This window comes from candidate division WOR-3 bacterium, assembly GCA_039803545.1.
Lineage (GTDB): Bacteria > Hydrothermota > Hydrothermia > UBA1063 > UBA1063 > UBA1063.
In genome coordinates this window covers 145,672-153,606 of sequence record JBDRYS010000003.1, presented here as the reverse complement: position 1 = coordinate 153,606, position 7,935 = coordinate 145,672, and the positions used below count along the sequence as shown (strand labels likewise).

Annotated in this window: 8 protein-coding genes; 6 read left to right on the top strand and 2 right to left on the bottom strand. The window is 42.3% G+C overall.

Annotated elements, in window-relative coordinates:
- Nucleotides 1-1,304, top strand: a 1,304-nt coding sequence (locus ABIM45_07520) for a T9SS type A sorting domain-containing protein (GenBank protein MEO0239748.1), incomplete at its 5' end; no start/stop codon positions are given.
- 65 nt (nt 1,305-1,369) lie between these two features.
- Here ABIM45_07520 and rpmF read toward each other — a convergent pair.
- Nucleotides 1,370-1,558, bottom strand: coding sequence for a 50S ribosomal protein L32 (rpmF, locus tag ABIM45_07515; GenBank protein MEO0239747.1), 189 nt, complete (start codon nt 1,556-1,558; stop codon nt 1,370-1,372).
- A 150-nt stretch (nt 1,559-1,708) separates the two neighbouring features.
- Here rpmF and rpmA point away from each other — a divergent pair, with 150 nt between their 5' ends.
- Nucleotides 1,709-1,966, top strand: a complete 258-nt coding sequence (gene rpmA / locus ABIM45_07510) for a 50S ribosomal protein L27 (protein ID MEO0239746.1) — start codon at nt 1,709-1,711, stop codon at nt 1,964-1,966.
- Between the two features lie 23 nt (nt 1,967-1,989).
- Here the strand turns inward: rpmA and ABIM45_07505 are convergent, their stop codons facing one another.
- Nucleotides 1,990-3,735, bottom strand: a complete 1,746-nt coding sequence (locus ABIM45_07505; protein MEO0239745.1) for a DHHA1 domain-containing protein — start codon at nt 3,733-3,735, stop codon at nt 1,990-1,992.
- A gap of 59 nt (nt 3,736-3,794) precedes the next feature.
- On the opposite strand from ABIM45_07505, the gene ABIM45_07500 reads away from it, so the two are divergent.
- The 4 genes from ABIM45_07500 to ahcY are packed head-to-tail and all read left to right on the top strand — an operon-like array spanning nt 3,795 to nt 7,932.
- Complete coding sequence (locus ABIM45_07500) at nt 3,795-4,790, top strand: AIR synthase-related protein (protein ID MEO0239744.1); 996 nt, start codon at nt 3,795-3,797, stop codon at nt 4,788-4,790.
- A complete protein-coding gene (locus ABIM45_07495) occupies nt 4,790-5,533 on the top strand; it encodes a hypothetical protein (GenBank protein ID MEO0239743.1) in 744 nt (247 codons plus the stop codon). Before ABIM45_07500 ends, ABIM45_07495 begins: the two co-directional genes overlap by 1 nt.
- Before the next feature lie 10 nt (nt 5,534-5,543).
- Complete coding sequence (gene metK / locus ABIM45_07490) at nt 5,544-6,686, top strand: methionine adenosyltransferase (protein ID MEO0239742.1); 1,143 nt, start codon at nt 5,544-5,546, stop codon at nt 6,684-6,686.
- Nucleotides 6,679-7,932 carry an adenosylhomocysteinase gene (gene ahcY, locus ABIM45_07485; protein MEO0239741.1) on the top strand — a complete coding sequence of 418 codons (1,254 nt, stop codon included), beginning with the start codon at nt 6,679-6,681 and terminating at the stop codon, nt 7,930-7,932. Before metK ends, ahcY begins: the two co-directional genes overlap by 8 nt.
- Nucleotides 7,933-7,935 lie beyond the last annotated feature (3 nt).

The following is a 7,935-nucleotide window of genomic DNA, read 5'->3' as shown; positions in this document are numbered from 1 at the left end:
TGGGGCCTGTAGTCTTTATGCCTCAACTTTCCTACACCGGTTACAGTGTGAGTGAGGTTTACGGCAATGGCAATGGATATCAGGACCCTGGTGAGCTTGTAAACCTCTATCTTACCCTTACTGGTGGATTAATGGGCGTTGACAATGTTGTAGGTTACTTGAGGGCGTTGGATGGGAATTCGGATGTTATCGATAGTGTCTCGAATTATGGAAACATAGGGGCATATACCCCATCCAGTGGAGACGGATTCCAGGTCTATATCCATCCTTCTGCTTCTATTCAGAGTTTGAGGTACCTTTTGAGGATAACAGGTACAGGATATTCTGAGAGTCTTGAGGTGGTCATCCCTATTGCGGGGAGGTACGTAGGGCCATGTAATTACGGGTACAGGGCCTTTTCAGACCTTTCACCGTACTCCATGAGACCTACCTTTAACTGGATTGAGATTAAGAACATTGGTACCCAGATAGCAAGCAGTAGTGATGATGTATATCAATCGGTATCCTTGCCCTTCACCTTTAAATTCTTTGGTCAGAACAAGAGTTCCATAACGGTTTCATCCAATGGATGGGTTGGTTTTGGAAGTTATACATCCTCTTACTTTTCCAATGTAGGTATTCCCAACTCTTCAGCCCCTAATGACATCATAGCCATCGTATGGGATGACCTTAATCCAAGTGCCACAGGAAGCGGAAAGATTTACTACTACTATGATGCAGCGAACCACATCTTCATAGTAGAGTATGACAGTGTTTATCATTATGGAACTACTTTACCGACCAAGGCTGAGGTAATTCTTTACGATCCTGCCTACTATCCGACGCCTACGGGTGATGGTAATATAGTGATCCAGTTCCTTATCACACCTGGCCAGACGGATTATACCTGTGGTATTGAGAACTCTGCGGGTGACGATGGAATTCAATACTACTACGATGGAACCTATGCTCAGAGTGCCGATTCTATTGTGGGGGGAAGGGCCATACTCTTTACCACCGACACTACGGGTCTTGTCTCCGGCGTGAGTGAAAACCTGCCTCAAAGGACGAGGCTTCTCGGTTTATCCAGTAATCCGCTTAAGGGAGTGGGCTTTGTAGCCTTTGAGGTTGCGAAGAGATCCAATGTAACCCTTGATGTTCTGGACATTCAGGGTAGAGTGGTGAAGACCCTTGCGAAGGGCGAATACGACAGGGGATACTACAGGGTCAAGGTCGATGGCGAATCGCTACCTCAAGGAATCTACTTTGTGAGACTAAGGGTGGATGGAAAGGATGAAGTGAATAAATTCCTGCTGGTGAAATAAAAGGGGATAGCATTAAAATAAAAAGGGGCCCGCAAGGACCCCTTTTTGTTTGAAGAACCTTGTATTTATTCAGCTTTCGTTTTAACAACCATAACGGGTCTGCCCTTATAGTATCCACAATTGGGGCAAACCGTATGTGGGGTTATTGGTTCACCGCAGTTTGGACAGCTTACAACGGTTTTCATTTTTACTTTGTAATGCGTCCTTCTTTTTCTTGAACGGGCCCTTGAATGCTTTCTTTTCGGCGCTGGCATTTCAATCCTCCTTGTAAGTTCGATAATTATAATGAAGTTTTGTGGTATAATCAAAAGGGCATTGGATTACAAAGTTGTATGGGATTCCGGTGTTCGGGTTTGAAAATACGATTGGATTGATTTAAAATAAAAGCACTTCAGGAGGTAACCATGGCACACAAAAAAGGAATGGGTTCGTCAAGAAACGGAAGGGATTCCATTTCCAAGAGGCTTGGTGTTAAGAATTTCGATGGGCAATTTGTTAAAGCTGGTAACATAATTGTGAGACAAAGAGGAACGAAATTTCATCCTGGTTATAACGTTGGTCTTGGCGCGGACTACACCATTTATTCTCTAATTGACGGATATGTGAAGTTTGAGAAGAGAAAAAATAAAGTTTTTGTTTCAGTCTATCCCCAGTCTGAATAGTAGCAAAGCGGGTATAATTTTTATTAAAAGGGTCTAATATCTAAAACTTTAAGCTCGAAGTCCTCGTTTTCCCTTAAGTTTATTGAAAAAGCGAGGGCTACCTTTTCACTTTCTAACAAGACCTTTAACTTCTCAATGCCGTCGAAGTAAATCGCCCTAAACTTTCTTTCGGAGTCATTTATAAGGAACGAAACGTGTTTTTCTTTATAAACTCTAATGCTGTCTTTATCGATCGCAACGTTTTTAAGAGCGAACACTGGTTCTGGATTGCCAACACCAAAAGGTGAAAGTAGTTTGTAGTAGTCCAGGAAGTTCTCTTTCAAGTCATTAAGCTCAATATCTCCATCAATTTCAAGAGCGGGCTCTAAATCAAGGCCACTAAGGACTTCAGAAGCGTAACGATTCAGTTCTTCTTTAAATTTTTCGAAATTTTCCCTTCTTATTTTTAAGCCGCAGGCCAATTTATGGCCGCCAAAGGATTCAAGATAGTGACTGAATTTTGTCAGGGTATCGTGCATGTCAAACTCTTCAATGCTCCTGCAAGAACCCCTTCCCATGTCGTGTTCGAAGGTAACAAGAATTACAGGCCTTCTAAACTCCTCGACCAATTTCGATGCTGCAATCCCTATAACCCCGTAGTTCCAATTTTCGGAGGATAGTACAAGAATGTAGTTTTCCCTGAGATCCAATTTCAGAGCCTGTTCCATAGCTTCTTCAAAGATTGCCCGTTCCTCTTCTCTTCTTTTGTTGTTCAGTTTCTGGAGATTTTCAGCAAGTTCAAAGGCCTTTTCTTCGTCTTCCGTGATAAGGAGCTCAAAGGACTCATTGGCGTGGGATATTCGTCCCGCTGCATTGATTCTCGGGGCTAAGATGAAAGAGATATGGAAAGGATTTATATCTCCATCAGAAACTCCAGCAATCTCCTTCAGGGCATTTATTCCGGCTTTATTTGAATTGGTTAATACGTGGAGGCCCTTTTTAACAAAGATTCTGTTTTCTTTAACAAGTGGCACCATATCCCCAACGGTTCCCAATGCAACGAGGTCCAGGTCATCATAAAGTTCTTCGGGGTTTCTTTCAAAATAGGCGTAAAGTGCTTCAAGGAGTTTAAAGGCGACTCCCACACCTGCAAGGTTTGGGTCAGGGTAAACCTCTAATTTGGGGTTCAGAATAGCGTAAGCTTCTGGTAAAATATACTTTGATGTCTTGAAGTCTTCTTCTATTTTTGTTAGATTTTGGGGAGCAAATTTTCTTATGGATTTCAAACCGTTAATATTCACCCTTTGGGGTTCGTGATGATCGGTTATAATCAGGTCTATTCCTTTAAATTTTGCGGTGTAGGCGGGGCCGAAAGCCGAGATTCCCGTATCCACGGTTAAAATTACATTGAAACCCTCCTTCTCTGCCTTTTCTATTGCCCTGGGTGAAAGGCCATACCCCTCAGTAGCCCGGTGGGGTATATAATGATCTACATAGAACCCAAGTCTGTCCAGAGCGCGAAAGAGTAAAGCAGCACCGCTTATACCGTCAACATCATAATCACCATGAATGAGAATCTTCTCCCTCCTTTCGAGGGCCTCTGTTAATCTGTTGACGATTTTTTCGATACTTTTAAGTTTGGAAGGGTCATAGAAGGATTTTTTGTGTGCATAGAGAAATTCTTCCGCAGCTTCTGGCGTTATCTTTCTTGTTGATAGCACAATGGAGATAATTCGTGGAAAGTCGTACCAAGTCAGAGGGAATTCTTGCTTTCGATAACGCCATTTCATACTTTTTATTTTCGAGTCTTTGCTAAATTCAATCAATGTTTTGCCCTATAATTATATACATGCCGTTGAAACCGGGTAAAATACCTCCTGAGCTACTGAAGGAATGCTTACGAAAATTAGAGGTAACTTCTGAGGATATTCTCGTAGGTCCCAAGTACGGCGTTGATGGGGCAATAGTTAAGATTAAATCTCCTGTTATCGCCTTTACTTCAGACCCAATCACTTTTACCTCCAAGGATAGCGTATATTATCTTATGGCTTGTAACATTAATGACCTTATTTCTTTGGGCGCTAAACCCTTATACCTCGGTGTAAATTTGCTGTTCCATGAAGGTATCTCAGAGGAGGAAGTTTTGAACACCTTTGAGAAACTGGGGTTTTATTCGAAAAAATTCAATACTCCTGTAATAACAGGACATACAGAGGTGACACCTGGCCTTAAGAGCACGGTACTATCAGGGTTTATGGTCGGTCAAGTTATAAGGGAAGTCTCTCCTGAAAAGGTAAAAGTAGGTGATGCAATAGTTCAAATCAAAGGCGTTGCCATTGAGGGGACGAGTATTATATCCCGGGAGAAGCAGGAAGAACTTGTGAGAGTTTTTGGAGAACCCTTTGTGAAAAGGTGCCAGGAATTCCTTTACGACCCGGGTATATGTCTTTTTGATGTAGGGCTTAAGGTAATTGAAAATTACGAAATTCACAATCTCCACGACCCCACGGAAGGTGGAATGATAACGGCGCTATATGAGTCGATACTTGCTTCGGGGCTTGGGGCAATTATTGATGGTGACAGAATAATAATTTACGAAGAAACTAAAGCTATCTCTACATATTATCGTATCGATCCTCTTGGACTTATAGCCTCGGGTTCACTGATTGCCTTTACTGGAAGGAGAGAAGCAGAACGCCTTTGCGGAGATTTGCAAAAAGAGGGGATACCTGCTGAAATAATAGGCGAAATTAAAGAGAAAAGCGTGGGTATTTTAATTAAAAGAGGCGGAGCCTTAATGGAATTAGTCCCTTACGAAAGGGACCAGATACTGGAGGTTTTGTAATGAAGATTTTATTGTTACTGTCACTCCTCTCAGATTTTCACCTCATCTTTTCTACCCAGGGTTTCGGGGAGCTCAGAAAATTTGGAGGTACCTTGAAGAGAAGAAGCGCAATGGGTAAGATAAGTATTGAATCGGATGTTTTCCAATGGGGGAAGGTGAGGCTTGTGCTTTATGGTTTTGAAAACATCTGGATGGGACGCGACGTGGGTCTAATTCAGCTTGATCCACAGGAGGCTGACTATTTACTGGGTGGCGGATTTAAGGTAATAAAAGAAAAAAAGTGGTATGGCATTTTCCTCGATCATACTTGCTACCATAAAATCGATACCCTTGTAGATAGAAGCCTATACTGGAATAAGTTGAAGTTCGTTTACAGTAATCGAAATTTGAACTTTCAAATAAATCCGGGATCCCTTTATTATCGACTGGAACTTGGCTCTTATTTAAGGCATGAGAAGATTCCCTGGTTAACTGTAGGAAATCCTAATCAATTTGATTTCCTCTTAGATCTGTTTTATGCCCATCCCCTCTCGAACACAGTGATGCCCTTTTTAGATTTAAGCTTTTACAGTGGCTTAACTTTAGAATATAATTTAACACCTGAAATTGAAGCTAATTGGGGCTTATTGTTGAAAGGACTTTCGAATGAAGGGATGTTGTATTTGGGGTTTAGACCTTTAGATCGTAAAGGTTATAGAGAGGCAGAAGGGGTGCTTTATCTTGGTTTAAAAGTAAAATTTTAGGAGGTATAAAATGGGAAAACTGTTCACATCTGAGTCAGTAACAAAGGGACATCCTGATAAGATTTGTGACCAGGTTTCTGATGCTATTCTTGACGCCGTTTTGAAAGATGATAGAAAGGGAAGGGTAGCCATTGAAGCCCTCACCACTCGGGGGCTTGTAATGGTCGCGGGTGAGCTTACCACCACTACCTATGTTGAAATTCCCGAAGTAGTGAGGGAGGTTATTAAAAAGGCTGGATACGTAAGACCTGAATATGGATTTGATTATCAATCTGTTGCAGTAATTACCTCGATTCAGGAGCAGTCACCTGACATTGCAATGGGTGTTGATGTGGGGGGTGCTGGCGATCAGGGTTTAATGTTTGGTTATGCCACCGATGAAACCCCTGAACTTATGCCAATGCCCATCGTGCTTGCCCACAAGCTCGTTAGGAGATTGACAGAGGTAAGGGAGAATGGCATTCTACCTTATTTAAGGCCCGATGGAAAGTCCCAGGTTACTGTAGAATATGATAATACAGGTAAGCCCGTTAAAGTTAACACAGTGGTCCTTTCGGCCCAACATGATGAGGAGGTCAAAATAGAGAGACTTCGTGAAGATTTAAGAGAGCTTGTGATTAATCATGTTATACCTGAGGAATTGAGGGACAGAGAAATGAAATGTTATATCAATCCGACGGGTAGATTCGTTCAAGGTGGCCCTGTTGCCGACACGGGTGTTACGGGAAGGAAGATAATGGTTGACACGTATGGTGGTTTTGCGAGACACGGAGGAGGTTGTTTTTCTGGTAAGGATCCAACAAAGGTTGATAGATCTGCGGCCTATATGGCAAGGTATATTGCTAAGAACATTGTGAAGGCGGGGATTGCAAAAAGGGTGGAAATTCAACTTGCTTATGCGATTGGTGTAGCAGAGCCTGTAGCTATTTACGTTGATACCTTTGGGACTTCAAAATATCCAGAGGAACAGATAGTGAAAGCCATAAAAAAGGTCTTTGACCTTACGCCTCGCGGAATTATAGATAGACTCGACCTTCTGAGACCCATATATTACAGAACTGCGGTTTATGGGCATTTTGGAAGGGAAGAAGAAGGTTTCACATGGGAGTTAACCGACTCTGTTAAAGACCTTTTAGAGGCTCTTAATGGCTGATTTTAGGATCAGAGACATCGGATTAGCCGATTCTGGATTCAAAAAAATCGAATGGGCCTCCACACGCATGCCTGTTTTGAGACAATTAGCAAAGGAGCATAAGGGCACTAAACCTCTTCAAGGTGTTAAAATTTCAGCTTGTTTACATGTAACTTCAGAAACGGCAAATCTTGTTATTGCTTTAAAGGAACTGGGGGCTGAGGTCTATCTTGCGCCCTCGAACCCCCTTTCTACACAGGATGATGTAGCCGCATCCTTAGTTAGGGATTTTGGGATTGGTGTCTTTGCGATTCATGGAGAAAGTAAGGAAAGTTATTACGAAAATTTAGAGATAATAGCGTCGAAATCCCCCAGGATAATAATGGATGACGGTGCGGATTTAACAAAGTTAGTACATGAGAAAGGACTATGGGATAGTGTTGTAGGGGGAACGGAAGAAACCACTACAGGCGTAATCCGCATTAAGGCTATGGAAAAGGCTGGGGTTTTGCGATTTCCTGTCTTTGCTGTGAATGAGTCCCAGACAAAGCATCTCTTTGATAACCGATACGGCACGGGGCAATCTACTATAGATGGTATATTAAGGGCGACCAACATCTTACTTTCCAGTACCACGATGGTTGTGGCAGGTTACGGTTGGTGTGGCAGAGGCATCGCTATGAGGGCAAGGGGTATGGGTGCGAGGGTGATCGTGACAGAAGTTGACCCCATCAAGGCCCTTGAGGCTTTTGAGGACGGTTTTCTTGTCATGCCAATGGAAGAGGCTGTTAAAGTTGCGGATATTGTTGTAACTGCAACAGGTTGCAAGGATGTGGTAACTTCTAAACACTTTGAGGTTATCAAAGAGGGATGCATATTAGCCAATGCGGGCCATTTTGATGTTGAAGTAGATGTAAAATACCTTTACGAAAACGCCATAAAAATTGAGAAAATTCGAGAAAACCTTGAAAAGATTACACTTAAAAATGGCAAGGTTTTATACCTCTTGGCTCAGGGCAGATTGGTGAACTTAGCAGCTGCAGAGGGACACCCTGCAGATGTGATGGATCTGTCTTTTTCTAATCAACTTCTTGCAGTTTTGTATCTACTTGAAAATAAGGATAATTTGGAAGCTAAAGTTTACACACTTCCTCCGGAACTGGATAGAAAAGTGGCAGAGTATAAATTGAAAACCCTTGGCGTTTCAATAGATAAGCTTAGTGAAGAGCAAAGGGCATATTTAAATTCTTGGCAGGAGGGTACATAGGAG